Genomic DNA, 23,908 nt, shown 5'->3' with positions numbered 1-23,908 from the left:
CGTGCGGATGCGGTCGTGCGGGTGGTGCGGCTGTGGTGCGGCCGTGGTGGGCTCAGATGCCGACGTAGCTCTCGGCGAACCAGTCCTGGAAGGCGCGGGAGGTGCGCAGCGAGTCGAGGCGTGAGCGCCGCATGGATTCGTGGAAGAACGATTCGCCGTCCGGTCCGGGCGGGGCGTGCAGGAGCTGGATCATCCAGTGCGAGAACTCCTGGGCGCGCCATATGTGGGTCAGGCTGGTCCTCGAGTAGCGGTCGAGGGCGCCGGTGTCGCCGTGGGCGAGGGTGTCGGTGAGGGCGTCGGCGAGGAGTTCGGCTTCCAGGACGGCGAGGTTGGCGCCCTTGGCGGCGGCGGGGGCGGGCAGGCTGGCGGCGTCGCCGGCCAGGAGGAGCGAGCCGTGGCGCAGCGGTTGGATGACGTCGGATTCGAGGTCGATGACGGTGCGCTGGATGATCGGGCCGCGGTGCAGGGGGTGGTGGTCGGCGCTGCGCATGCGGGTGTCGAGTTCGTCCCAGACGCGTTCGTCGGACCAGGCGTGGGGGTCGGTGCCGCGTTCGCACTGGAGGTAGTAGCGGGTGACGTCGGGGGTGCGGGCCATGTGGCCGGCGAAGCCGCGGCGGTGGACGGCGTAGCCGACGGCGTCGAGGCTGGGCGGGGCCTGGGCGAGCAGGCCGAGCCAGGAGATGCCGTGGTCGCGGTGATGGCGGGGGGTGCCGGGGGGCAGTGAGCGGCGGGCGGCGCCGTGGCGGCCGTCGCAGCCGGCGACGTAGCGGGCCTGCCAGTGGACGGTCTCACCGTCGGTGCCGGCGCCGGTGTCGCGGGCGGCGACGGTGGGGCGGGGGCCGTGGGCGTCGTGGACGGTGAGGGCCTCGGTGGTGAAGCGGATGCGTCCGCCGGCGGCCAGGTAGTGCGCGAGCAGGTCGGTGACCAGGTCCTGCTGGGGGTAGACGGTGTGGGCCTCGCGGCGGCCGAGGCCGGCGTAGTCGAGGCGGAAGCTGCCGCCGTCGGTGCGGAACTCGCAGGTGCCGTGGGGCTGTCCGCGCCGGTGCAGGCCGTCGGCGAGGCCGTGGCGGTCGAGGGTGCGCACGGTGTTGGCGGCGAGGAAGCCGGCGCGGGCGCGGGTCTCGACGTGGGCGCGGTCGGCGCGTTCCAGGACGACGCAGTCGATGCCGCGGGCGTGGAGGAGGTTGGCGAGGGTGAGCCCGGCGGGTCCGGCGCCGAGGACGACGACGTCGGCCTTCTCCCGGGCCGTGCGGGTGTTCTGACTTTCGGTCACGGAAAGTGGATCTTAATCACCCGTGGATACAGCGCAGGCCCGGAATCACTCGAAACGGTGAGGGGAATGACGGTCCGTGGTCGCGGTGGCGACGGTCGCCCCAGGAGGGGGCTTCCGTCGCCACCGAGCGTGACGAAGTGGGGCGGGCCGGCACGGGATGCCCGGGCCGACCCGCCGGGCGTGTCAGGGGGCCGGGCGGGTGGCGGCGGTGAGGATGATCTCCCGGACGCGGTCGAGGTACTTCGGCACGCCCTGGACGGCCTGCGGGGTGTCCGGCACGGTGACCACGAGGTCGGCCCGGTCGCGGAACCAGTTGAACCACATCGAGACGCCCGCCGCGCCGTCCGGGCCGGTCAGCAGTGTGGCGTCGGTGCGCAGGAAGTCGCGGGAGCCGGGCGCGGCGCGGCCGTCCAGGTAGGAGACCATCGGCGGGATGACGGGCAGCGCCGTACCGGGGAGCAGGTCCAGCGCCCGGTGCAGCGGCACGTCGCCGGCGGCGCGGGCGCGCTGGAAGCCCTGCTGGGCGGCGGGGACCGCCGCGGCGAGGTCCGGCGCGGCGGGCAGCCGGAAGAGCAGCGGGCCGAAGTTCACCAGCCAGCCATGCACGGGCAGCAGCCGCGGGTAGGCCCTGGTCGACACGGCCGTCAGCACGCGGTAGACGTCGTTGCCGGTGAACTCCCGCTGCGCGAGCGCGAGCGCGGCGAAGGCGCCGGCGGCGAACCCGCCGCCGTGGCGGGCGCAGAAGGCCCGGAACGCCTCGGCCTGGGCGCCGGTGAGCACCGGGTAGTGCAGGCGGACGCCGGGCACGAGCGCGTGGCCGTCGGTGCCCAGGTCGACGGGGAAGCCGGACAGGGCCCGGAAGCCGCCGGAGGCGGTGGCGGATCCGTCGTCGCCGGCGGCCAGGAAGGCGGACCAGAGGGCGAGTTCGGGGGCGTCGGGGGTCAGGGCGAGGGAGCGTTCGTGCTCGCGGCGGTTGTACTCCAGGTAGCCGACGGCCTCGTCCGGGCCGGCCGGCGTGGTGGCCGGGGTGGGTCCGGTGGCGGCCGCGGCCGCCGGGGTGGGTCCGGTGGTGGCCGCGGTGGCGCGGGCGGCGTAGTGGGTGCGCAGCTCGTCGAAGAGCAGGGCCATGGAGTGGCCGTCGGTGTAGGCGTGGTCGATCGCGGCGTAGACGGTGGACCTGGTCCCCCGCAGGACGACGCCGGCGAGCAGGCCCGGGCCGGGGCGGCCGGGCGCGGTGTGCTCGTCGATCCGGCGGTGCAGGTGGTCGCGCAGGTCCGCGGTGGTGGCGAAGGTGCCGACGCGCACCGGGCGCACGGTGAGGGCCTGCGGCGGCAGGCGGAAGCCCGCCAGGCCGTCGCCGCGCGGCTCGTACCAGGCGCGGTAGGCCTCGTGCCGGCGCACGAGTTCCTGCCAGGCGCCGGCGAGCGCCTCGGGGTCGGCCCGGCCGGGCAGGTCGAAGGCCAGGGCCACCCAGGGCGACTGCCGCTGCCCGGTGGCGCGGCGGGCGGCGGCCATCCCGAGGTGGGCGCGCTGGAAGCCGGAGGGCGGTACGTCGTGCGGCTCGGGGGCGCGGTCGGCGACCGGGAGGAACTCGACCACCTCCCCGGGCGCGGGCCGCCAGTCGAGGATCTGGGTCATCCGCACGGCAGCATCTCCTCCGGGCAGTGGGCGGAAGCGGGGACGAGGACGGGGACGGGGACGGGGACGGCGGCGGGGGCGGCGGCGGGGGCGGTCGCGGTGCGGGAGGCGAGGGCCGTCCGGGCGGCGATCCGTGCGACGGCCCGCTCGAAGCGGGCGACGTTCGTGCGCGCCACGGCCGTGTCGGGAAAGCGCGTCGTCAGGTGCACGCCCCGCTCGCTCCTGGTCAGCCATACGTGCACCTCTCCGGGGCTGTGGACGCGGCTGCGCAGCATCCGGTCCTCCTGCTCGGGCGGGGTGCCGTCGACCCGGCGCACGTCGAGGTACGAGACGACGAACCGGAGGCGGACGTCCCGGCCCAGCATCCGGCGCACGTGCGCGAGCGAGCTGCCCGGGCCCGGGCGGTGGCGGCGCAGTTCGGCGGCGGCGTGCCCGAGCGTGTCCGCGAAGGTCGCCCCCGGGGCGGTGGGGATGCGGACCGGCTGCAGGCCCACGAACCAGCCCGGCGCCGCCCGCCACGGGTCGGGGCGGGTGTTGGCGAGCGCCACCGCGGACAGCTGCCGGGTGCCCGCGACCCTCGCCGCGGCGAGGGCGAGGCAGGACAGCAGCCCCGCGGACGTGGTGCCGCCGCCCGCGCGGCAGGCGGCGGCGAAGCGGGCGGCCGTCGGCGCGTCGAGCAGCCAGCGCCCGGTGCTGCGCTGCGCGTGCGGGGCGTCGCCGGCGCCCAGCGGCAGCGGGAAGGCGGGGGCCGCTCCGGCGTCGCCGCGCAGCAACGCCCGCCAGCGGTCGACGTGTTCGGGACGCATGGGCAGCCGCTCGGCCAGGGCCGGCTCCGCGGCGCCGAAGTCGAGGAAGGTCGGGCCCGCCGGGTGCCCGGCGCCGCCGGCCAGCAGGTCGCGGATCTGACCGGGGACCATGGCGAGCGTCAAGCCGTCCGCGACGCCGTGGTCGGCGCCCGCGAACACCGTCACCCCGCCCGGGGCCGTCACGTCCCCGGCCGTCACGTCCCCGGCCGTCACGTCCCCGGCCGTCACGTCCTCGACCGTCGCGAAGAGCACCTGCGGCCAGGCCAGCGGGCCGACGCGGTCGAAGAACGCCTCGATCTGCCGGCGCACCGACGCACCGTCGGCGAACACCCCGATCTCCTCGCGGCGCAGCCCGACCGCGCCCGCGGGCAGCGTGCGGCGCGCGCAGCCGCCGGGGGTGGGCAGCAGGTGGCTGCGCAGGTGCTCGTGGGCGCGCAGCCAGGCGGCGAGGGCGTGGGCCAGGCGCTCGCGGCCGGTGGGGCCGACGCGGAAGGACACGCCGATCCACGCCGGGTCCACCTGCCGCGCGCCGCGGGCGGCGGCCGCGCGGACGTGGTGCTCGTGGACGAGTGCGGGCGCCCGCGGGTCGTCGGCCCAGGCCGAGGCGGGGGCGGCCGGCGTCCAGAACACCAGCCGGCCGGCGGGCGTCGTGCGGTCGCCCAGTTCTGTGAATTCCACTGACGCTCTCCTTGTGACGCCCGCGGTGCTGACGGCGCCTCGAATGCAGAGCCCCCGGACTTCCGGGGCCAGGATGCGGGGATCTTTTCCGTGCGGGCCGCCGAAGCTATCCGGCGGCGATGAAGCGGGGATGAAACGAAAACATTTCCGCTGGCCGGGCGGCCCGGGGACGGCCGGGCGGCCGGGAATCGCTTGTCGACGGCCGCGGCCATTGCTAGCGTCGGCGCCGTTCACCGGGCTTCACGGCACACCGGGAGCGCACCGGAAACGTGCCGGAAACAATTCCGGAAAGAACGCGGGAAGCACGTCGCGAGGGACGCCGAATTCACGGGGAGTCAATTGATGAGCACACGAACGGACAGCGGGCCTTCCACGGACTACGCCGCCCTGCGCCGCGACCCGGCGTACGCCGGGCTGAACCGCGCGCTGCTCGACCTCGTCCCGGTCGGCGCCGGGCAGGCCGTCCTGGACGTCGGCTGCGGGGACGGCGCGGTGAGCGAGCAACTGCTGCTGCGCGACCCGGCCGTCGCCCTGACCGGTGTCGACCCCGACCCGGCCCTGCTCGACGCGGCGCGCACCCGCCTGGGCCACCGGGCCCGCTTCGTCGAGGGCGACGCGGCCGCCGTCGCCGGGCTGTTCCCGGCCGGCGGCTTCGACACCGCCGTGCTCGCCAACTGCATCCACCTCGTCCCGGACCTCGGCGAGGCGCTCACCGCGATCGGGCGGGTGCTGGCCGCCGGCGGGCGCCTCGTGTTCAACTCGGCCTTCTACGCGGGCGCGGAGAGCGCCGCCGACCTTCCGCTGTACGCCGAGCTGGTCGGCGCGGCCCGCCGCGCCGCCCGGGCCCGCGGCCTGACACCGGCCCGCACCGCCGCCGTCACCGGCCGCCCGCCGGGGCTGCGGCGCACCGCCGGGGACTACCAGGCCGCCCTCGCCGCGGCCGGCTTCACCGGCGTGGAGCGCACCGAACGCGAGTTCACCCTCGGCCGGGAGTTCCTCACCGCCCTGTGCTCGACCCCGATGTTCGCCGCCGCCGCACTGCCCGGGATCGAGCGGGACACCGCCGCCGGCCTGCTCGCCGAGGCGCTGGAGCAGCAGTACGAGCGCACGCCTTTCACGATCACGCGGCGCTGCGTGTATTTCTCCGCGATCCATCCCTGAAACACCCCGTCCCTGAAAACACCCCACGAACCCAGCGGAATCACGAAGGGAATTCATCATGACCGAGGTGCTGCCCGTGGTCGTCCGGGCGATTTCCGAGATCCGCCCGGACCTGGGCGAAAACCCGGGTTCCATCACCCGGGAATCGGCCTTGTTCTACGCCGGTGAACCCGGCCGTCCGGTTCTCGGCCTCGATTCCATGGAAGCTCTGGAACTGCTCGTCGTCCTGGAGCGGGAATTCGGTGTCGAGCTCGCGGACACCGGTATCCGGATCGGCGACCTGCAGACCGTCGGCGACGTGGTCGACGCGCTGGGCGGCGCGGCGGGCGGTGCCCGGGCCGGCGCGGTAAGCGGCGCGGCGGGCGGCGCGGCGGGCGGTGCCCGGGCCGGCGCGGTAAGCGGCGCGGCGGGCGGCGCGCTGCCGGAGACGCTGTGACGCCCCGGGCGGTGCGCCACCGCGTCCTGGTCACCGGGATCGGCGTCGAGTCGTGCGCGGGCCCCACCCCCGAGGAGCTGTGGGCCGCCCTGGCCGCCGGGAAGTCCGCGGTCTCGGCGCTGGACCTCGAACAACCGCTGCCCTGCCGGGTCGGCGGCGTCGTCACAGGCTTCGACCCCCGGGACTACCTGAGCGCCCCGCAGGTGCGTCGCACCTCCCGCTTCCAGCAACTGCTGTTCGCCGCCGCCGTCAAAGCCCGGGCGGACGCGCGCCTGCACACGCCACCGGGCGCCCTGTACGTCGGCACCGGCGGCGGCGGGCTCGACGAGGCCGCCCGGCAGGTGACGGTCCTGCGCAGGGAGGGCTGGTCGCGCATGGACCGGCTCGGCCTGCTGCGCCTGCTGCCCAACCAGGCCGCCGGGCTCGTCGCCCAGGAACTGGACATCACCGGCCCGGTGCTCACCATCTCCACCGCCTGCGCGTCCTCCACCGACGCCATCGGCGCCGGCCTGCGCGCGGTGCGCGACGGCACCGCCGACGTCGTCCTGGTCGGCGGCGTGGAGAGCTGGCTCGACCTGCCGTGCCTGGCCTCCTTCTCCCTCCTGGACGCCCTCTCCCGGCGGCCCGCGGCCGAGGCCGCCGCCGCGTCCCGCCCCTTCGACCGCGACCGGGACGGCATGGTGCCCGCCGAAGGCGCCGCGGTCCTCGTCCTGGAGTCGGAGCGCTCGGCGCTGCGCCGCGGCGCCACCGTTCACGGGGAGGTCCTCGGCGCCGCCACCACCTGCGACGCCCACCACGCCCTGGCCCCCCGGCCGGACGGCGCGATCGCGGCCCGGGCGATCACCCTCGCCCTGGCCGACGCCGGGGTCGGGGCCGACGCCGTGGACCTCGTCAGCGCGCACGGCACGTCGACCCCGCTCAACGACCGGGCCGAGACCGCCGCCCTCAAGCGCGCCTTCGGTCCGCACGCCCGGAACCTGGCGATCACCGCGCCCAAGTCCGTCATCGGGCACGCCTGCGGCGCGTGCGGGGTCCTGGAGAGCGTCGGCGTGCTGCTCGCCATCCGCGACAAGTACGTGCCGCCGACGGCGAACCTGGAGCACCCCGACCCCGACTGCGACCTCGACTACACGCCGCTCACCGGCCGGTCCGCCCCGATCAACGTCGCCGTGAAGCAGAACTTCGGCTTCGGCGGCCAGAACTCGGTGGTGGTGTTCGGCGCCCCGTGAGCGGGGGGGGCGGCGGGCGCGGCGGGCGGCCGGTGACGGGGGACGGGGGACGGGGGACCGGCCACCCGTCACCGGCCGGATATGGCCGGTGGCTTGGCCTGTCCCCGGCCCGGCGGCCGGACCAGCATCGACGGCGTCCACCGCAGAGAGCCATCCAGTGTCCGGGGGCCACGATGCCGATCACCACGCCGCCACCCAGCACCACCACGATCACCGCCCGCCCGGCCGACGCCGCGCTCGGGCCGCGCGAACGCGACCTGCTCTACGCCGTCGGCTGCGGCCTGAAGGACGACGAGATCGCCGCCGCCCTCGCCATCCCGCCGCGCGCCGTGGCCGGGCTCCTCGCCCGCCTCCTCGCCAGGCTCGGCCTGCCCGACCGCACCGCCGCCGTCGTCCACGCCTTCGACTCCGGCCTGGTCTCCCCCGGCCACGGCCCGCGCCGCCGCACCACCGGGCCCACGCCCGCGGACGGCACCCGCCGCACCCCCGGACCGCCGCTGCGGATCTCGCTGCTCGGACCGCTGCGGGCCTGGCACGACGGCCGCCCCCTCGACCTCGGGCACCTGCGCCAGCAGGCCGTCCTGACCGCGCTCGCGCTGCGCCCGGGCCGTGCCGTCAGCCAGCGTGAACTCGTCGACGGCGTCTGGGGCGAGGAGCCGCCCGGCACCAAGGTCGTGCCCGTTTACGTCTACCGCCTGCGCAAGGCCCTGCGCACGGGCGGGGGACCGCACGCGGTGATCGCCAGCGACCGCGACGGCTACCGGCTGGTGCCCGGCACGGTGGCCGTGGACGTCGCCCGCATGGAGGACCTCCGGGCCGCGGCCGGCACCGCCGAACGCGCGGGCGACCTGCCCGAGGCCGTCCGCCTGTGCGCCCTGGCCCTGGACCTGTTCCGCGGCGAGCCCCTGGCCGGCCAGCCCGGCCCGCTCGCCGAACAAGAACGCCTGCGGCTCACCGAGCACCGCACCGCCCTGGCCCAGCGCAAACTCGGCTGGCAGCTGCGGCTGGGCCGCCACCGCGAGGCCGTCGCCGAACTGTCCGCCCTCGCCGAGGCCCAGCCCCTCAACGAGCCGGTCGCCGCGATGCTGATGCACGCCCTCTACCTGGGCGGCCGCCAGGCCGACGCCCTCGCCGTCTTCGACCGCACCCGCCGCCGCCTGCGCGACGACCTCGCCGTCCACCCCGGCCAGGACCTCCGCCGCGTCCACCGCATGATCCTCCACGGCGACGTCCCGGCCCCCGCGCCGTGACCGCCCGGCCCGGCGCCCCGTCCGGCCGGGGCGCCGGTGCGGCCGCGCCTCTCCCCGTCCGGCTGCCGGTCAGGGGCGCGGCGCGCGGGGTTCGATGTGGAAGTCGAAGGCGAGGGTGCCGGGGTCGACGGCCGTGCCGCCGCCGTCGACGGTGAGGACGGCGCCGTTGACGAAGGAGGCGGCGGGCGACAGGAGCCAGGTGATGGCTTCGGCGGCCTCCTGCGGGGTGCCGGGGCGGGCGGCGGGCAGCAGGCGGGTGGCGGCGCGGTAGGCCTCGTCGAGGGTGTCGAGGCCGCTCTCGGCGGCGAAGCGGGTCATCCGGCGGTCGGCCATGTCGGTGCGGATCCAGCTGGGGCAGACGATGTTGGCGCGCAGGCCGCGGCCGCCGTAGTCGACGGCCAGGGAGCGGCACAGCTGGAGGAGGGCGGCCTTGGAGGTGGCGTAGGCGGCGTCGCCGCGGCCGTTGCGCAGTGCGGAGACGGAGGCGACCGCGACGACGGCGCCGCGGGCCTCCAGCAGGTGCGGCAGGGCGGCGCGCTGGAGCAGGAAGGGGCCGGTGACGTTGGTGCGCATCACGGCCTCCCAGCTCTCCGGGGTGAGGTCGCCGACGGCGCCGCCGACGCCGGTGCCGGCGTTGAGCACGAGTCCGTCGAGGCGCCCGTGGGCGGCCAGGGCGGCGTCCACGAGGGTGTCGGCGGCGGCCGGGTCGCCGGTGTCGGCGGGGTGGGCGAGGGCGCCGGTCTCCTCGGCGATGCGGTGCAGCGGTTCGGGGCGGCGGCCGGAGACGACCACGTGGTGGCCTGCGGCGCGCAGCAGGCGGGTGGTGGCGGCGCCGATGCCGGTCCCGCCGCCGGTCACGATGTACACGCGCTGGTCGTCGGTCATTGTCCGCCCCTTGTCCGGCCCTGCTGTTGACGGCCAGTCAATCATGGCCGTGCTCCTGACAGGTGTCAGGGACCGGTGGGGCCCGCCGGTTCCTAGGGTGCTGGTGAGCGGCCCGACGGGGGCCGCTCACCAGCATCTGGAACGCGAGGGAGAACCACTCATGCGCAGGTTCCTGCACGCCGTCGTCGCCCTGGCCGTCGCGGGCGCGGCCCCGCTGGTCGCCCTGGCGGCGCCGGCCGCCGCCCAGCCGTCCTCCGTGCGGACGGACGCGTGGCCGTGCGACGGCCCGGCCCAGTTCTTCGCCGCCCGCGACGGGGGCGGCAAGTGGACGTGCTGGGCGAACTCCGGCGAGTCGTACGCGAAGGCGTACGGGGTGCGGCACTGGCAGTCGGGGCACAACTCGGGCCTGTTCGACTACGAGTGCCACGGCCAGACCGGCTCCCACCGCTTCGGCCAGGACGACGGCGGGGACCTGCCGGACTGCACGGTCTACCACGTGGAGATCGACTGACCGATCCGCCCGGGGCGCCGTGCCGGGTGGGGCGGTGGGAGACGGCCCACTGCACACGGTGGTGGGTGGGCGCGTCGGTCTGGTCGAGCAGGGCCACCGCCAGGTCGGGGTGGGAGACCCGGTTCTCGCCCGCCACCGTGGCGATGGCACTGCTGTAGCGGCCGGTGGCCGGGGCCTGTGGGTTCAGGTCCTTCGGCGGGACGACCATGAGCCGGTCGGCCAGGGCCCGGGCGGGTGCCGGCTTCGCGAGCATCAGTGACGTTTCCGGTAGCAGGCCCACTGCCGAGCCGCCTGATTCAGCCCGGCGGTCCACGAGTCCGGATCGTCTCCGGCGATGTCGGCCCACATGCGGGACTGCGCCTGCGCGAAGACGTCCAGCACTTTCGGATCGACGGTCGTCCATCCCGGGACCCTGGCGGCCCACGCCTCTGCCTCGGCCGGGCTGTGGCCGCCTGCGGCGATCAGCCAGATCACCCAGAGAGCCGGGTCGATCCACGGTGCTCCGCATGTGGCCCACGCCCAGTCGACCAGGAGCGCGCGGTCTCCTCGGATCAGGACGTTCTCGTTGTTCAGGTCGGTGTGCAGCAGGGAGGCGCCGGCGAATCGGGACAGCATTTCGGGGTCGTCCACGAAGGCGGCCCATCGCTGTTCGGCACGACGGAGCTCGATCGGAGGGCATGGGGTAGAGACGAGCCGGCTGAGGGAGTCGACCATCAGTTCCAAGTCTCCGGCCGCCCGGTAGTCGGCATGGGGGGCCTTGACGTGTTCGAAGGCGATGAGGCTCCAACCGTGGGCCTCCAGGTGCCACAGCAGCTTGGGGGCTAGGCCTTCGAGGAACGGGCTGATCGCCACCTCTCGCCGCTGCGTCCACGCCCACCGGTGGCTCTGCTGCATTCCCTTGACGAAGGCGTTGCCCTCGGCGGTGGTGAGTTTGACGGCAATCTCGGAGTTCCGGCCGGATCCGACGGTTACGGCGGAGAGGACCGGGGTTCCCAGTTCGATCTCAACAGCCTTGTGAACAGCGGCGGGTAGGTCGCCCCAGTGGATGCGGGTGGTCGGCATGGGTACAGGCTCCCAGAAAAGGCCGTGAGGCCCGGCAACACGCCGGGCCTCACGGGTGATTCAGTTGTACGGGTTGTCGTCGCCGCACCCGGGGAGGGCCTCGGCCCCGTGGACCTCCATGTCGTCGATGAACTCCAGCTCCTCCTCGCTGTTGGACCGGGTGGCGGTCATCTCGACCACGACAGCGGTCATGCTGCACTTCCTTTCTGTCCGTGCCGGCAGTAGGTGTTCAGTGGTGCCTTCGCTTCCTGGTAGCGCTTGGCCAGCGGCCGGCAAACCGAGCAGTTGCCGGAGAGCAGGCAGCCGGAGCACCCACCGGTGCGAAGCATGAGGCGGTCGGCGATTCCGCCGAGCCGGGCGAGGCCCTGGACTCCCTCGGCCAGGAGGTCGATCTGCTCATCGCGGCCGACCTTGCAGATCGAAGCCCGTCCGTGCGGGTCGACGTGCAGGAACGTGTGTCCCGCGTTGCATCCTGTGAACCGTTCGAGCGGCTTCAGGTGAGCGGGCGATTGGGACGCCAGCGATTCGGCGCCGCCGTAGATCGTCGGCGACATGTGGGTGTACTCCTCATAGGGGAGCCCGAGTTCGGCTGCCAGTCCGCGCATTCGGTCGTGCTCGTGCGCGTTCTGCGCGGTGACGATCAGCGTCAGCTTCAGTGGCAGGCCGGCCTCGATCCCGGCAGCCAGGCCGCGCGTGACCCGCTTGAAGGCGCCCCGGCGCCGGGTGAACGAGTCGTACGTCTCCACGGTGGCCCCGTAGAGGGAGACGGTGACCCTGTACGGCCTGCATGCGGCAAGCGCTTCCAGGGTGGCGGGGTTCGACAGCCGCGTACCGTTCGTCAGTACCTCGATCATCATTCCCAGGTCGTGCGCGAGCCGGCTGGAGGCGGCGAAATGCGGGTCGATCAGCGCCTCGCCTCCGGTGATCTGGAGCCACAGGATCCCGGCGTCCCGCAGAGTCAGCAGCAGGCGGCGCTTGCCCTTGTCGTCCAGGCCCGCGAACCGCTTCTCCCCGAGGTAGCAGTGCTGGCAGTCGAGGTCGCAGCCGAGGTTGATCTCCCAGCTCCCGCGGCTGTGCCCGTACACCGGGGCGTCGCGGATCAGCACGGCTTCGCCGGCCGGTCGGATCGTCGGCTTGATGCCCCAGCGGGCGCGGGCGGCGTCCGCGAGCCAGAACGGCAGACCGGCCCCGGAGTCACGGGCGCGCTCCAGCTCCCGGAACCGTCGTTCGGGCAGCCGGATGCCCTCCAGCCGGCCCGGCAGCAGCACAACGAAGTTGTCGAGGAACGGACTCGCGACGAGGTCGTGCAACGTGATCTCCTCCGTTGTTCACTGACTGGTAAGGGAGTTGCGCAGGCATGCCTCAGCAGCCGACATGGTGTAGAAGCGCCTGATCCGCTCCGAGGAGCCCGGTACACGCACGTACTGGTGCTGTTCGCGGTCCCAGATCCCCCAGCACTCCAGCAGGAGGAAGTGCGGACTGCGCGAGTCGATCAGGCGGATCTCGTAGCGACACGGAGGAAGGACCGCGGACATCACGCGTGCTCCATGTCCGGGCAGGACCGTTCGTTCCGCGCCACCCATGTACGGGCGCGGTGGTACGAGTAGAAGCGCAGCGGCGAGTCGGCCGGCGGCAGCGCCTTCACCAGCGTGCCGGTCTTGTGGTCGCGAACGACCCAAACCGGGTACGAGGCCCCGTTGAGGGTGTCGGCGGGGATGATCGTGTACCGGCCGGTCATCGTCGGGCTGCCACCTGAACGAACCCTGCGGCCTTCTCGACTCGTGCGGCGAACTCGTTGTACTCACCCTCGATGGGCGAAATGGCCGCCTTGCTCGGCACCAGGATCGCGTCGGCCTCCCCGTCCGTGATCTTCTGCAAGGCGGCCTGGAGCATCCGCCGTCGGTCCGGGGACTTCTCCACCTCCTCGTCCACCACGGTCAAGGCGATGCCCCAGCCGAACTCCTGCGCGTACTCCTCACAACTCTGCATTTCCAGTTCGGGAAAGGCGGTACCGGTCTTGGAGAGGTAGACCACGGCCTTGAAGCGCCGGGCCTCGCCGATCCCTTGAGGGATGAGGGTCGAGCACTGCCCCGTGGCGGTGCTGCTGGGCATATGAACTCCCAGGATGGACGGGCCGTTGACAGCGGAGGCGTGAAGCCGGGACGCGCAACGGCTAAGCGTGAGGGGATGCGGCCACGACAGGTGAGCCGTGAACTTCGGCCAACGCCTGGCTGCTGACCAAGGGTCGGCGCAAACGGCATGTCATCACCATCACGCGGCAGGTATCACCTGGCACTCTTCCGGGTGACCGACATGGCACCAAGGTGGCATCCGGGTATCGCGTGGCGGAATGGGGTTGCGTCGGGTGATGTTGGGAAGGTCCTCTGGGGTGAGGGAGTTGGCCCGGTGCCCGACGCCGGGCGTTCAAAGGAACCGAGATGCGAGCGACCACTCACACACTGCTCAAGATCCTGGTGGACCAACGCCGCTGGCGATACGTCGACTTCGAACGGCACTTCCGGCGTGCGGCGTCCGAATGCCTTGACGATGGCGCCCGGAATCTCACGGTGTCCGAGGCCCAGTTCCGCCGCTGGACCTCCGGCAGGGTCAAGACACTGCCAGGACCGGACACTTGCCGGGTCTTGGAGTACATGCTCGGCATCGATGCTGCGACGTTGTTCGATCCGCCTCCCTCGGATCTACCCGCACCCGCGTTCAACCTGGAAGACGAGATCGACATGACTGCACGGGACGCCCAGAACGAGGCCGGCGCAGCCGCGGCCGCGTCCGTTTCCGACATCGCGCTTGACCAGCTACGCGACGACGTGGCCACGTTGGCGCGCGGCTACGTCACCACACCGACCTATGTCGTCTTCCAGAAGGCGAAGGAGATGCGGGAGCTGGCCGAGGCCAACCGCGACCGCACCCAGGTCCCCGCCCAGCAGCAGGAGCTGCTGATCATTGCCGGGCAGGCCTGCGCGCTTCTGGCAACCGCTGCCTTCGATCTCGGTTCGCTCGATGGAGCGAGGCGGCTTTCGCGATCGGCCGCACTGTACGGGGAAGCGGCCCGGTTCGATCCGCTGCGGGCGTTCGCCGGCGGCACGCTTGCGTACATCGCCTACTTCTCGGGTCGGCCGGCCGAGGCCGCACGGCTCGCGCGCGCAGCGCAGGGGTTCAACGGCCTGGGCGACGTGGCGCAGCGCAGGCTGGCGGCCATCGAGGCCCGCGCCTTCGGGCACCTGGGAGATGCAGTCTCCGCGCAGAGGGCTCTGGATGCTTCCGTGGCGGACGGAAGTGGGCGCAGGGATGATCTTCACGACGATGTGGGCGGCGAGTTCGGGTTCACCGTGGAGCGTGCGGCGATGTCGAACGCCTCCACCTGTCTGCTCATCGGCGACGGAGGCCGGGCCGAGGCATTCGCGGCTCAGGCCTTGGATCTCGCACGTGCGAGGTGCTCAGCCGCCCGCTCAGCCCGCGTGATGGGTGGCGCTGGTGCGGACCTGGCCGCCGCTCGGCTTCTGCGAGGTGACCTCGACGGCGCGGCGCAGGCTCTTGAAGCGATGTGGACGGTGCCGGCAGAGCAACGTGCCACCGGGCTTCTGGCCCGTGCGACGCGGGTGCGACGCGGGCTCACCGACGGCCAGTACGCGCAGGCCACGCTCGCTGTCGAGTTGGGTGAGAGGATCGAGGACTTTGCCCGGCAATCGGCCCCGCACCAGCTCGGCGCGGGACCGCTTGCCGTTGAAGGCTGATCAGCTCAGCGAAGCCAGGATCGTCGCTTCCTTGTCCAGGTCGATCCCGTGGTCGGCCCAGCGCGGGTGGTCCACGGGGCGTCCGTCAGCCTGCCACCACGCCCACGTGTCCGCGATGGTCTCCCGCAGGGGCCGGCAGCGCAGCCCGGCCTCCACCGCGCTGCCGGCGTCCACCGCCCAGACCCCGGCATTGGTCCGCCACAGCGGCAGCTCCGTCCACTCCTTCACCCCGTTTTCCAGCAGCACCTCCGGTTCCACCCACACCGGGTGACCGGAGCCGCCGGTCACGTTCCGGCACGTTTCGAGGAACTCGGCAAAGGTGATGGCGTCCGGGTGGGCCACGTTGTAGGTGCCGCCCGTCGCTGCCGCGGCCCGGTCCAGTGCGAACGTCGCGACGTCGCGTACGTCGACCGGCTGAATCGGTTGACCGCTGGGTGCGGGAGCCAGGATCGCGCCACCTCGCTGCGTACGGCTCAGCCACCAAGGAAGGCGACCGACGTACTCTCCCGGCCCGAGGATCACACCCGGCCGAAGGAAACATGCCCGGGCCTCACCGAAAGCCGCAAGCACCGCGCGCTCGCAGCCGGCCTTCTGCCGGCCGTAGTGGAGGTTCGGCCCCTTCCAGCCTTCTGGATTCCGTCCGTAGTCCTTGTCGGCGTCAGGGGGCCCGTCCAGTAGCGCGTCGCCGACCCGCAGCGGTAGATCGGGCCATCCGGCATAGACACTCACTGTGGAGACGTAGACGTACGAGCCGCTGACGGGCTCCAGTGTTCGAGCTCCCTTGAGGACAGTGCTCGGGGGAAGTTCGGACGCCGAGGTGTCCACCACAGCGTCCCAGGGTCCCTGCTCCGCAAGATGGTTGAGATCATCAGTATTCGTGCGGTCGCCGTGGATGGTGTGCACTCCCTGGATGTCATCACCCGACAGGCCGCGGTTGAACGTCGATACGCTCCATCCTCGGGCCAGGGCATCCGCCACCACAGCCCGACCCAGGAACCAGGTTCCACCCATCACCAGGATTCGCATGGTCACTGATCCTGCCGGGCAGAGGCCGGTTACCGCCACCTCGTCACTGGAGACGCCGCCCGGCCCTGCCGGAGTGACCAGGTGATGCTTTTGCTTGCGGTGCCCCCTTGGCGTGCCAAGGGGGCACCGCCGTCTCCCCCGTGTTCTCTTGTGCTGCTTGTCCGCCTTTGGATGCTGCCCCTCCTCGTTCAAGGAGGGGCAGCATCATAATTTTTTATCCTTTACATCTAAATTTCTTCATGCTATCCCCGCCATGGGACGTTAAATGTCTGCGGTGACACAGGTTTTGACGATACGTCAACAGTCGGGCGGGTAACGTCGGGGCTCCGTCCGTTCGGGTGCGACGAGGGAGAGAACGTGTCGAACGTCAGTCGGCGGGGGTTCATCGGGGCGGCCGCGCTCGCGGGCGCCGGGGCCGCGCTCGGGCCCCTCGCACCGCCCGCCGTCGCGGCGGGGGACGCCGAGGAGGGCCGCCGGTCGCGGACGCTGGCGTTCACCGCGGGCACCAACGCCTGCGCCGCCCTCTCCCCCGACGGGCAGCGCCTGGTCATCGAGGTCCAGGGCGTCCTGTGGGCGCTGGCGCGCGGCGGCGGCGAGGCGAGCGCGCTCACCGCCCCCGGGCTGGAGCCGACCCGCCCGGCGTGGTCGCCCGACGGCTCGGCGCTCGCGTTCTGCGCCTACCAGGGCGGCGGCTTCCACCTGTGGACGATGGCCCCCGACGGGTCGGACCTGCGGCAGCTGACCTCCGGTCCGTGGGACGACCGCGGCGTCTCGTGGTCCCCCGACGGCCGTTTCCTCGCGTTCTCCTCCGAGCGCGGCGGCGACGCGGTGACCGGCAGCTCGTACGACATCTGGACGGTGGAGGTCGCCACCGGACGGCTGGCCCGCCTGACCGACCGGGCCGACGCCGAGGACTACGACCCCGCCTGGCACCCGGACGGCGACCGGATCCTGTTCGTGCGCGCCGACGCCGCCGGCGCGCGCACCATCGCCGCCGTCCCCGCCGCCGGCGGCCCGGTGAGCGTGCAGCGCACCGTGGACAGCGGCACCGTCGCCTGCCCGGCCGTCGCGCGCGACGGCCGCGTGGCGTACGTGTGGTTCGGCGAGGTCTCGGCCCCCTACCAGGTCGCGAGCTCGTCGCTGGCCGTCGACGGCACGGTGGTCTCCGGCACCGAGGACGTCGCGCCGCTGCCGCCGTCCTGGACGCCCGAGGGCGGGCTCGTCCACTTCTCCGACGGCCGCCTCACCGAGCGCTCCCCCGCCCTGGACGGCGCGAAGGAGATCCCGTTCACCGCCCGCCTGGAGGTGCCGCGGCCCCGCTACCGCCGCAAGGCGCGCGACTTCGCCTCCACCGACGAGCGCGACGTGCGCGGCGTCCACCTGCCCGCGCTCTCCCCCGACGGCCGCTCCGTCGTCTTCTGCGCGCTCAACGCCCTGTGGCTGGCGCCGATCGGCGGACGGCCCCGCAAGCTCTTCCAGGCCTCCCCCGCCCACTACGTGCAGATGCCCTCCTGGAGCCGCGACGGGCGCAGCGTGGTGTACGTGTACGACGGCCCCGCGAACGGCGACGCGGGCGGCGACGGTCTGGGGGCCGTACACCGGCTGGTGCTGGACAGCGGGGCGGACACGGTCGTGGCGCGCGGCGGGCGGTTCAACCCGGCGCTGTCGCCCGACGGCACCCGCCTGGCCTGTCAGGACGTCACCGGCACCCTGCTGATCGTCGACCTCGCGACCGGCGCCGAGACGAGGCCGGCGGCGCCGCTGGGCGGCAACGGCCTGCCGGGGCGCCCGAGTTGGTCGCCGGACGGGCGCTACGTCGCGCTGTGCGACCGCAACCGGCTCAACCACCGCTTCCGCGAGGGCTACAACGTGGTGCGCGTGATCGACACCCGCGACGGCAGCGCGAGGGCCTACCTGCCGCTGCCGGACACCTCGGTGGCCGACCGGTGCGACAGCGGCCCGGTGTGGTCGCCGGACGGCGGGCACCTGGCGCTGGTCGTGGACTCGGCGCTGTGGGTGCTGCCGGTGGGCGCGGACGGCACACCCGCGGGCGAGGCGCGGCGGCTGACCGACGAGGCGGCCGACCACCCGTCCTGGTCGGGCGACTCCCAGCGGCTGCTGTACCTGTCGGGCCGGCGGCTGCGGCTGATCGGGCGCGACGGGGGCGGCGCGAGCACCGTCGCGCTCACGCTGCGCACCGCCCGCAGCCTGCCGGCGCGCTCGGACGTCACCCGCATCCACGCCGGGCGGCTGTGGGACGGCACCGGCGAGGAGGTGCGCGAGGACGTCGACATCGTCGTCACCGGCAACCGCGTCACCTCCGTCGAGCCGCACCGCCGGGGCGCGCGCCGCGCCGGGGAGCGGCTGGTCGACGCCACCGGCTGCACCGTGCTGCCGGGCCTGTGGGACTCCCACACCCACCCGTACCAGAACACCTACGGCGGGCGGCAGTTGCGCCTGAACCTCGCCTACGGGGTGACCGGCACCGCCTCGCTGGGCGGCTTCGCCTACGAGCAGGCGCGCCTGCGCGAGTCCGTCGACGCCGGGGAGATGGCCGGGCCGCGGTTCCTGAGCACCGGCGAGCTGCACGACGGCACCCGCGTCGCCTACAGCATGGGCCGCGCCCACCGCACCGCCGAGGGGGTGCGGCGCAGCATGGAGCGGGCGGCGGCGCTGGAGTACGACTTCGTCAAGACGTACGTGCGGGCGCCGGCTTCGACGATGGCCGAGGCGGCGCGGGCGGCGCACGAGCTCGGGGTGCCCTCGGGCAGCCACCTGCTGACGCCCGGGGTGCAGGTGGGGCAGGACCTGACGACGCACCTGCAGGCCACCCAGCGCCAGGAGTACGGGCGGGTGTCCTCGCCGACCGGGCGCAGCTACCAGGACGTCCACGAGATCTACCGGGGCGGGGACTTCGCGATCATCATCACGCCGTTCTCGGCGTTCTGCCTGGTGGGCGCGGACCCGTCGCTGGCCGAGGATCCCCGGGTGACGGCGCTGATGCCGCCGTGGGACGCGGCGGTGGTGCGCCAACAGGCGAGGATCGCGCCCACGCCGGACCAACTGCGCGCCCTGCAGCGGGAGATGGCCGTCTACCGGCGGATCCTGGACGACGGCGGGGCGCTGGCGCTGGGCACCGACGCGCCGCTCACCCCGGTCGGTCTGCAGGTGCACCTGGGGCTGCGGGCGCTGCACCGCTACGCGGGGCTGTCGCCGGCCCAGGCGCTGCGCACGGCGACGGCCGCGCCGGCGCGGCTGTGGGGCGTGGCGGAGGACCTCGGCACGGTGGAGGAGGGCAAGCTGGCGGACCTGCTGGTGGTGGACGGGGATCCGCTGCACGACTTCGCGGACCTGGTGCGCACGGCGTGGGTGATGCGCGACGGGGTGGTGTACCGGCCCTCGGAGCTGGTGGACGGCGGCGGCGGGCAGGGGGCGCGGCGGCCGGCTGTCGCGGCGCCCGGGGGCGTGGACTGGCTCGCGGTCGGCGAGGCGCTGCGGCGGGAGGGCTGCTGCGCGCTGTGACGCGCGGGATGCATGCGAACGGCGCGGCGGTGAGAATGACCGGGGGCCAGGCGTCGGGGGCCGGAGGACGGAGTCGGCGGTGAAGGCGGTGTCGGTCGGCGTTGCCGTGCTGCTGACCGCCGTGTCCCTCGCCATATCGCCCTCGCCTTCACCGTCGCCTTCCCCCTCGCCCTCGCCGTCGCCCTCGCCGTCGCCGTCGCCATCGACGTCGGCCGCGCAGAAGCCGACCATCACACTGAGACCGTCCCGGGCGCCGCGGCTGGGGACCGTTCGGGTGACGGTGTCCGGGTACGGCACGTGCCCGCCCGGCTCCACCGTCGAAGTGATGTGGGACGAGCGGCCCGGCATCACGCACTTCCCGATCGGCAATGACGGGAGCGCCTCCGGCACGTTCCCGGTGCCCTCGGATGCCGCAGACGTCGAACACAGGGTCACGGCGACATGCGGGGACGTCTCGCGGGACGACGCGGTGACCGTTGCACCGGCCACCCTGGCGGCGGATCCGGGCCAGGGCGCGCCGGGCTCCGCCACGACCGTGTCCGGGACGGGCTTCGCCTGCCCGGCGGGCGACGCCGTCGCCCTGGCCTGGGACACCGGCGCGCCGCCCGTCTCCGGCACGCCCGACGCCGACGGGCACCTCGCCACCCGCATCACCGTGCCGCCGGACGCCACTGTCGGTGACCACACCGTGCGGGCGTCCTGCGCGTCCGTCCCGGGGATCACGGCCGACGCGCACTTCCGCGCCCTGGCACCGGCACCGACGCCGTCCCCCCTGCGGGCGGTGACCGCCTCACCGGGCGCGGTCGTACGCGTCTCGGGCCGGGCCAGCGCCTGCCCCAGCCTCGTCCTGGCCCTGGACAACGGGCCGACCTCGCACCCGATCCAGGCCGACGGCTCCGGGCGGTTCACCGGGCTCGTCACCCTCCCGCCCACCGTCTCCCCGGGCCCCCACTCCATCGTGGAGGAGTGCACGGACACGCACGCGGTGGCCCAGGTCCTCCCGCTCGTCGTCACCACCACCACGCCAAACCCGCACCCGCACCCGCACCACTGGACCTGGCTCTGGATCGTCCTCGGCGCTGCCGTCCTCGCCGCCACGACGGCTCTCACGCTGCGCCACCGCCTGCGGCCGCCCCCCGTGACGGCCCGCGTGACGGCCGCGCCGGGCACATGGGGGAACCCCGAGACCGGGCTGACCGAGCACGGCGGCGGGGGTGACGCAGCCGGGCACAGCGTCCGGCTGGAGCCGAAACCGGGCCGACGCCTTCCGCCGAGCTTCGAGGAGCTGCACGATGACGATCGTCGCGACGGATGACCCGTACTCGCTGGCGACGTTCCTGGGGGCGGTGGAGCCGTTCGCCGACACCCTCCGCCGGCAGGGAGCGCTCAGTGCCCTGGAGGGCCTGACCAGGCCGCTGTCCCACGCGGCCGGGCAGGAGGCCGAGAGTGTCGTCCACGGCTTCCTGGGGCTGGACATGATCGACCTCCTGGCGGGCGGCTGGCTCACCTACACGAAGCTCACCGAGGCGGCGCGGCGCACCTGCGAGGTGCCCGGCAGCGAGGAGGTCGTCGCCCTGCTGGACCACCGGGTCCGCTCGGTCCACCACCCCACGGTGAAGGTCTTCGTCGACGACCAGCCGGTCGGCACCCTCCGGGTGGACATCGAGGTGGTCTTCGACCTCGAAGGGCTCATCGCCGTGGTGCGCGCGGGGAAACTGGCGGCCGTGCGCGCCGGGCGCTGCACGGCCGGGGCGACCGTCGCCGTCGAGCGGATCACCGTGGCGGACCGGCGGGCGAGCTTCGACCTGCCCGGCGGGGTGCGGCTGCGCGGCGGTGTCGTCCTGCACCCGTGCACCGGGCCGCCGGCCGGTGCCTGAGGGGCGCGGTCAGGTCGTGTAGAGGCACTGGGGTTCGCCGAACTCCACGAAGGTGTCGGCGAGTTGCAGGCCCAGCGCCGCCAGGAGGCGGCGGGAGCGGTGGTTGGCCCGCTGGGTGACGGCGATCACCGGGGTGCCGTCCGGCACCGTCCGCGCCCACCAGGCGAGGGCGGCGGCGACCGCCTCCCGGCCGAGGCCGCTGCCCCAGGCGGCGGGCAGCAGCTGGTAGGAGACCTCGGCCCGGCCCTCGCGGCGGTAGTCGGCGGCCAGGGTGACCAGGCCGATCGCCGCGCCGCCGGCCGCGGGCGCGACCGCCCACGCGCCCGGTTTCGCCGGGTATTCGCGCCGCCGGGCTTCGACCCGTTCGGCGCAGGCGGGGCCGCCCAGGAAGGCGCGGACCTGCGGGTCGGTCAGCAGCTCGCCCATGACCGGGGCGTCCCCGGGGGCGACCGGGCGCAGCAGGAGGCGGGGGGTGCGCAGGGTGACGGGCCAGGTGCGGGCGAGGACGGCGGTGACGGGGTCCATGACCGTCAGGATGGCAGCCGGGCGCGGAGTTCACCGGGATGATCGGCGGGCGTCCGGCGGTGTTTTCCGGAGACCGGGACACATCCTGGAGTTTTTGTGCAAAGCGGTGTCAGATGTGCCGCCCGGGTGCGGATTTACTCTTTGACGTGCACGGATGTGAACCGATACCGTCCGGCTGGTCTTTTCTTTGCCGGCTCTGGGGGGTGTTGGCACCTCCCTGGGCATGTCCTTTTCGGGAGAGTTTGTGCACGGGAATCGCGTCATACGCGGAATTCGAAGACTGGCCTGGCCCATGGGCCTGATGGTGGCGATACCGGTGATCGCCGGGTCGGTTCCGGCGGTGACGGCATCGGCTGCGGATGCCGTCGCACCGGCGGTGGTGGAGGACTACTCCTACCCGGGCGCCGCGAAGGTCCTGGCGGACCACAACGTGACCCTCAAGGCGGGCGACGGGCACATCGTGCTCGCCGACTGCGCCTCGGGGCCGGGCCTGGTGCAGCTGTACAGCCGGGCGGCCAACCCCAGTGAGGTCTGTTTCAGGATCACCGGGTCCACCGGGTACCTGTCGCTGGAGATCCCGCAGGTCTACAACATCCGCGGCGACGACCACACGATCAAGGCCACGCTGAACACGGCGGGCACGGTCACGAGCGTGGCCGTCAACAAGAACGACTGGACGCCGGTCGGCGAGGGCGGCACCAGCGGCTCGACCACGCTGCTGGAGCTCAACGCCACCGACGGGCCCGCCGCAACGGCCCCCGCCGGCACCTACCCGGCGGTCGGGACGCTGACGGTCGGCCAGGCCGGTCACCCCGGCTCGCGCGCCTGCACCGCGACCCTGGTCGCCCCGCAGTGGGTGCTGTCGGCGGCCGCCTGCGTCGCCGGCAACCCGGCCGACCCCACCACCGCCCCGACCGGTCTGCCGCGCACCCGCACCACCGCCACGGTCGGCGGCCACACGGTCGAGGTCACCGAGTTCGCCCCGCGCGCCGACCGCGACCTGGTGATGGCCCGCCTGGCCGCGCCGGTCTACGACGTCACCCCGATCGCCGTCTCCACCGCCGCGCCGACGGCCGGTGAGGACCTGACCGTCGCCGGCTTCGGCCGCACCGCGAGCGCCTGGGTGCCGAACGCGCCGCACAGCGCCGCGCTCACCGTCTCCGCGGTCTCGGCCGCCGGCACCGACCTCACCGCCAAGACCGCGGCCGACACCGTCTGCAAGGGCGACTCCGGCGCCCCGGCGCTGCGCACCGAGAACGGCAAGCCGGCGGTCGCCGCCGTCACCAGCCGCGCCTGGCAGGGCGGCTGCCTGGGCACCGACCCCGCCGAGACCCGCACCGGTGCCTCCGAGGCCCGCGTCGACGACCTCGCCTCCTGGATCGGCGGCCTGGTCAACCGCGCCTACCAGCTCGTCAACCCGGGCAGCGGACGCTGCGTCAACGTGTCCGGCGCGGGCCCGTGGACGAACGCCAACCCGATCATCCTGTTCGACTGCGTCCCGGGCGCCGGCAACGAGGCGTACCAGCTGACCGCCTCGGGCCAGCTGCGCACCACGGCCAACGGCCAGTGCCTCAACGTGGCGGGCGCGGGCCCGTGGGCGAACGGCAACCCGATCATCCTGTGGGACTGCGTCCCGGGCGCCGGCAACGAGACGTTCCAGCTGACCGCCTCGGGCCAGCTGTACAACCCGGCCAGTGACCGCTGCCTCAACGTCTCCGGCGCGGGCCCGACCTGGGCCAACAGCACGCCGATGATCCTGTGGCAGTGCGTCGCCGGCCAGGCCAACGAGACGTTCGCCCTCGCCTCCGCCGACAAGCAGACCGCCGGCCCGACCGGCGCGATGCTCAACCCGGCCAGCAACCGCTGCCTCAACGTCTGGGGCGCGGGCCCCTGGGACAACGGCAACGCGATCGTGCTGTGGGACTGCGCCGCGGGCCAGGCCAACGAGCAGTTCCAGCTCACCGCCTCGGGCCAGCTGGTCAACCCCGCGAGCAACCGCTGCCTCAACGTCTCCGGTGCCGGTCCGACCTGGGACAACAGCACGCCGATCATCCTGTGGCAGTGCGTGCCCGGCGCGGCCAACGAGACGTTCCGGGTGACCGCCGACGGCCAGTTCCTCAACCCGGCCAGCGGCCGCTGCCTCAACGTGGCGGGCGCGGGCCCGGTCTGGGACAACAACAACCGGATCATCCTGTTCGACTGCGTCCCCGGCGCGGGCAACGAGAAGTTCGTGTCCGGCGCCTAAAGCGCGGACGGCGGCGGGGCGGGCAGCGAATG

Annotated in this window: 21 protein-coding genes; 10 read left to right on the top strand and 11 right to left on the bottom strand. The window is 73.8% G+C overall.

Translation table 11 applies throughout. The annotated features are described in order from the left end of the window. Positions 1-52 precede the first annotated feature (52 nt). The 3 genes from ACFVU9_RS20480 to ACFVU9_RS20470 form a co-directional block, all read right to left on the bottom strand. Positions 53-1,273: a 4-hydroxybenzoate 3-monooxygenase gene (locus ACFVU9_RS20480; protein WP_380498079.1), complete on the bottom strand. Its 1,221-nt coding sequence runs from the start codon at positions 1,271-1,273 to the stop codon at positions 53-55. Between the two features lie 183 nt (positions 1,274-1,456). Further along, positions 1,457-2,917 carry a hypothetical protein gene (locus ACFVU9_RS20475; RefSeq protein ID WP_387595143.1) on the bottom strand — a complete coding sequence of 487 codons (1,461 nt, stop codon included), beginning with the start codon at positions 2,915-2,917 and terminating at the stop codon, positions 1,457-1,459. After that, positions 2,908-4,395, bottom strand: a complete 1,488-nt coding sequence (locus tag ACFVU9_RS20470; RefSeq protein WP_387595140.1) for a hypothetical protein — start codon at positions 4,393-4,395, stop codon at positions 2,908-2,910. Before ACFVU9_RS20470 ends, ACFVU9_RS20475 begins: the two co-directional genes overlap by 10 nt. 342 nt (positions 4,396-4,737) lie before the next feature. On the opposite strand from ACFVU9_RS20470, the gene ACFVU9_RS20465 reads away from it, so the two are divergent. The 4 genes from ACFVU9_RS20465 to ACFVU9_RS20450 all read left to right on the top strand — a co-directional run bounded on the left by ACFVU9_RS20465 (position 4,738) and on the right by ACFVU9_RS20450 (position 8,471). Continuing rightward, positions 4,738-5,556: a class I SAM-dependent methyltransferase gene (locus tag ACFVU9_RS20465; RefSeq protein WP_380508331.1), complete on the top strand. Its 819-nt coding sequence runs from the start codon at positions 4,738-4,740 to the stop codon at positions 5,554-5,556. A gap of 58 nt (positions 5,557-5,614) precedes the next feature. After that, positions 5,615-5,992, top strand: coding sequence for an acyl carrier protein (locus ACFVU9_RS20460; protein WP_387595137.1), 378 nt, complete (start codon positions 5,615-5,617; stop codon positions 5,990-5,992). Continuing rightward, complete coding sequence (locus tag ACFVU9_RS20455) at positions 5,989-7,221, top strand: beta-ketoacyl-[acyl-carrier-protein] synthase family protein (protein ID WP_380508326.1); 1,233 nt, start codon at positions 5,989-5,991, stop codon at positions 7,219-7,221. Before ACFVU9_RS20460 ends, ACFVU9_RS20455 begins: the two co-directional genes overlap by 4 nt. 173 nt (positions 7,222-7,394) lie before the next feature. Continuing rightward, complete coding sequence (locus ACFVU9_RS20450; RefSeq protein ID WP_387595134.1) at positions 7,395-8,471, top strand: BTAD domain-containing putative transcriptional regulator; 1,077 nt, start codon at positions 7,395-7,397, stop codon at positions 8,469-8,471. Positions 8,472-8,540: 69 nt separating this feature from the next. Here ACFVU9_RS20450 and ACFVU9_RS20445 read toward each other — a convergent pair whose 3' ends face one another. After that, positions 8,541-9,356, bottom strand: coding sequence for an SDR family NAD(P)-dependent oxidoreductase (locus tag ACFVU9_RS20445; RefSeq protein ID WP_387595131.1), 816 nt, complete (start codon positions 9,354-9,356; stop codon positions 8,541-8,543). A gap of 160 nt (positions 9,357-9,516) precedes the next feature. On the opposite strand from ACFVU9_RS20445, the gene ACFVU9_RS20440 reads away from it, so the two are divergent. After that, the gene (locus ACFVU9_RS20440; RefSeq protein WP_380498085.1) at positions 9,517-9,867 is read left to right on the top strand and encodes a hypothetical protein; all 351 of its coding nucleotides are present in this window, start codon (positions 9,517-9,519) and stop codon (positions 9,865-9,867) included. Between the two features lie 252 nt (positions 9,868-10,119). Here the strand turns inward: ACFVU9_RS20440 and ACFVU9_RS20435 are convergent, their stop codons facing one another. The 5 genes from ACFVU9_RS20435 to ACFVU9_RS20415 all read right to left on the bottom strand — a co-directional run bounded on the left by ACFVU9_RS20435 (position 10,120) and on the right by ACFVU9_RS20415 (position 13,041). Beyond that, complete coding sequence (locus ACFVU9_RS20435; protein ID WP_380448023.1) at positions 10,120-10,929, bottom strand: aminoglycoside phosphotransferase; 810 nt, start codon at positions 10,927-10,929, stop codon at positions 10,120-10,122. 60 nt (positions 10,930-10,989) lie between these two features. Continuing rightward, the gene (locus ACFVU9_RS20430; protein WP_380448021.1) at positions 10,990-11,121 is read right to left on the bottom strand and encodes a hypothetical protein; all 132 of its coding nucleotides are present in this window, start codon (positions 11,119-11,121) and stop codon (positions 10,990-10,992) included. Then, on the bottom strand, positions 11,118-12,239 hold the full coding sequence (locus tag ACFVU9_RS20425) for a radical SAM protein (protein ID WP_380448019.1): 1,122 nt from the start codon (positions 12,237-12,239) through the stop codon (positions 11,118-11,120). The genes ACFVU9_RS20430 and ACFVU9_RS20425 overlap by 4 nt, the downstream gene beginning before the upstream one ends. Positions 12,240-12,463: 224 nt before the next feature. After that, the gene (locus tag ACFVU9_RS20420; protein ID WP_380448017.1) at positions 12,464-12,667 is read right to left on the bottom strand and encodes a hypothetical protein; all 204 of its coding nucleotides are present in this window, start codon (positions 12,665-12,667) and stop codon (positions 12,464-12,466) included. Further along, positions 12,664-13,041, bottom strand: a complete 378-nt coding sequence (locus ACFVU9_RS20415) for a hypothetical protein (RefSeq protein ID WP_380448015.1) — start codon at positions 13,039-13,041, stop codon at positions 12,664-12,666. Before ACFVU9_RS20415 ends, ACFVU9_RS20420 begins: the two co-directional genes overlap by 4 nt. 326 nt (positions 13,042-13,367) lie before the next feature. On the opposite strand from ACFVU9_RS20415, the gene ACFVU9_RS20410 reads away from it, so the two are divergent. Further along, positions 13,368-14,681, top strand: coding sequence for a DNA-binding protein (locus tag ACFVU9_RS20410; protein ID WP_380509986.1), 1,314 nt, complete (start codon positions 13,368-13,370; stop codon positions 14,679-14,681). Here the strand turns inward: ACFVU9_RS20410 and ACFVU9_RS20405 are convergent, their stop codons facing one another. Continuing rightward, the gene (locus ACFVU9_RS20405; protein WP_380448011.1) at positions 14,682-15,707 is read right to left on the bottom strand and encodes an NAD-dependent epimerase/dehydratase family protein; all 1,026 of its coding nucleotides are present in this window, start codon (positions 15,705-15,707) and stop codon (positions 14,682-14,684) included. 357 nt (positions 15,708-16,064) lie between these two features. Between ACFVU9_RS20405 and ACFVU9_RS20400 the strand changes: the two genes are divergently transcribed. From ACFVU9_RS20400 to ACFVU9_RS20390, 3 genes are all read left to right on the top strand, one after another. Further along, complete coding sequence (locus ACFVU9_RS20400) at positions 16,065-19,229, top strand: amidohydrolase family protein (RefSeq protein ID WP_387595124.1); 3,165 nt, start codon at positions 16,065-16,067, stop codon at positions 19,227-19,229. A 469-nt stretch (positions 19,230-19,698) separates the two neighbouring features. Further along, a complete protein-coding gene (locus ACFVU9_RS20395; RefSeq protein ID WP_387595121.1) occupies positions 19,699-20,544 on the top strand; it encodes a hypothetical protein in 846 nt (281 codons plus the stop codon). Next, on the top strand, positions 20,522-21,106 hold the full coding sequence (locus tag ACFVU9_RS20390; RefSeq protein WP_387595118.1) for a hypothetical protein: 585 nt from the start codon (positions 20,522-20,524) through the stop codon (positions 21,104-21,106). Before ACFVU9_RS20395 ends, ACFVU9_RS20390 begins: the two co-directional genes overlap by 23 nt. Before the next feature lie 9 nt (positions 21,107-21,115). On the opposite strand, the gene ACFVU9_RS20385 is transcribed toward ACFVU9_RS20390, so the two are convergent. Beyond that, on the bottom strand, positions 21,116-21,631 hold the full coding sequence (locus tag ACFVU9_RS20385; protein WP_387595115.1) for a GNAT family N-acetyltransferase: 516 nt from the start codon (positions 21,629-21,631) through the stop codon (positions 21,116-21,118). A gap of 292 nt (positions 21,632-21,923) precedes the next feature. On the opposite strand from ACFVU9_RS20385, the gene ACFVU9_RS20380 reads away from it, so the two are divergent. Continuing rightward, complete coding sequence (locus tag ACFVU9_RS20380; protein ID WP_387595112.1) at positions 21,924-23,876, top strand: ricin-type beta-trefoil lectin domain protein; 1,953 nt, start codon at positions 21,924-21,926, stop codon at positions 23,874-23,876. Positions 23,877-23,908 lie beyond the last annotated feature (32 nt).

The sequence above is a fragment of the Kitasatospora sp. NPDC057936 genome (assembly GCF_042887525.1).
Lineage (GTDB): Bacteria > Actinomycetota > Actinomycetes > Streptomycetales > Streptomycetaceae > Kitasatospora.
Note: the sequence above shows the minus strand (reverse complement) of the source record. Positions and strands in the feature narration are given on the sequence as shown.